Source organism: Nostocoides japonicum T1-X7, assembly GCF_001046855.1.
GTDB classification, from domain to species: domain Bacteria; phylum Actinomycetota; class Actinomycetes; order Actinomycetales; family Dermatophilaceae; genus Nostocoides; species Nostocoides japonicum.
On sequence record NZ_HF570958.1, the window covers coordinates 4,791,712 to 4,793,023 of the forward strand.

The 1,312-nt window shown below is 73.6% G+C and carries 3 protein-coding genes; 1 reads left to right on the forward strand and 2 read right to left on the reverse strand.

The window, feature by feature from the left end:
* Positions 1–287 (reverse strand): NusA N-terminal domain-containing protein (locus BN12_RS21765; protein WP_048555633.1); only part of this gene is annotated, 287 nt, incomplete at its 3' end.
* 2 nt (positions 288–289) lie between these two features.
* The gene (rimP, locus tag BN12_RS21770; protein WP_053080156.1) at positions 290–802 is read right to left on the reverse strand and encodes a ribosome maturation factor RimP; all 513 of its coding nucleotides are present in this window, start codon (positions 800–802) and stop codon (positions 290–292) included.
* Positions 803–904: 102 nt separating this feature from the next.
* Between rimP and BN12_RS25630 the strand changes: the two genes are divergently transcribed.
* Positions 905–1,312 (forward strand): hypothetical protein (locus tag BN12_RS25630; RefSeq protein WP_200901276.1); only part of this gene is annotated, 408 nt, incomplete at its 3' end.

A 1,312-nucleotide genomic window follows, 5' to 3' on the forward strand; every position in this document is an offset into this window, starting at 1 on the left:
CCCGCCGCCTCTCCGGTCTCCTCGCCGCCGTCGCTCCGCCCGTCGTCCGGCGCCGCGTCCGCCTCGGCCGGCAGCTCCTCGTCGTCGACGGGCACCTCGAACTCCTCGCGGGCCCAGACGACGACGTGGCCGGTCTTGCGGTCGAGCTCGACGCGGGCGTTGCGGTAGGCGCCCTCGGTGCGGTGGTATGCGAGCAGGAGGGCCTGCTCGATGGCGGGGATGAGCACCTCCATCGAGATGTCGCGCTCGCGCTCCAGAGCGCGGAGGGCGGCCAGGTCGATATCCATCGTCAACGCTCCTCGTCGTCGGTGGGGGAAGGCCGGGAGAACTCGACCTGGACCACGGCGCGGGACACGTCGGCATACCGGACCGTCTCCGACGCACCCTCCTCGGGGGCGACGGTCACGTCGTCGGCCCCGGCCCGCACGACACGCCCGGTGAGCGTCGCGGCGCCGGGCCGCTCGAGGGTGACGAGGCGCCCGACGTTGCGCTGGTAGTGGCGCGGCAGGCGCAGCGGCCGGTCGACGCCGGGCGAGGTCACCTCGAGGACGTACGGGGCCGCACCGAGGGCGTCGGAGTCGTCGAGGACCTCGGACACCGCCCGGGTCGCGTCGGCGACCTCGTCGAGGGTGAGGGGGGCCGTCGGCTCGGTCACCTCGCCGTCGGTGTCGAGAGCCCGGTCGACCGCGACGCGGACGACGCGTCGCTTGCCGGCGGGAGTGACGGTCACGTCCTCGACGAGCATCCGGAACGGACGCAGCGACGGCTCCACGAGGGCCGCGATGGTCGCCTCCGAAGCCATCATCCGTCCTCTCTGTGAAGTTCTCGTGAGCGACTCCACTCTATCCACGCGCAGGGTCACCCGCACCGGCGCGAGGCCCGCCAGCATGCCATCATCGGGCGCATGCCCGCGCCGGAGTCCATCCCCTCTCGCAGCGGGCTCGTCGGACGTCGCGTGCTCCTCGGCTGCGTCGCCGGCACTGCTCTGGCGAGCCTCGCGGGCTGCGGGATCCGCTTGGAGGACAACGCCCCCGACCTTCCGCTCGTGCCGAAGCGGAGCCCGATCCCCGCCGAGTCGGCCCTTCTCGACCTGCTGGCTAACACCCGGACCCTCGTCGAGGTGACGTCGCGATGGCGGGGCGGTCTCGGTCCGACGCTCGGGGTCGCCCTGACGACGATCCACACCGCCCAGATCGACGTCCTCGCCGCCATCCTCCGGGCCGCCGGCGTCCCCGAGCCCCTCGTCGACCCCACCACGTCACCCTCCTCCTCCCCTCCGTCGGCGACGACCTCCGGCGGGTCGTCGCCCACC

Coding starts and splice junctions, on each gene's coding strand:
- rimP (WP_053080156.1), bottom strand. CDS start 802: ATGGCTTCGGAGGCGACCATCGCGGCCCTCGTGGAGCCGTCGCTGCGT.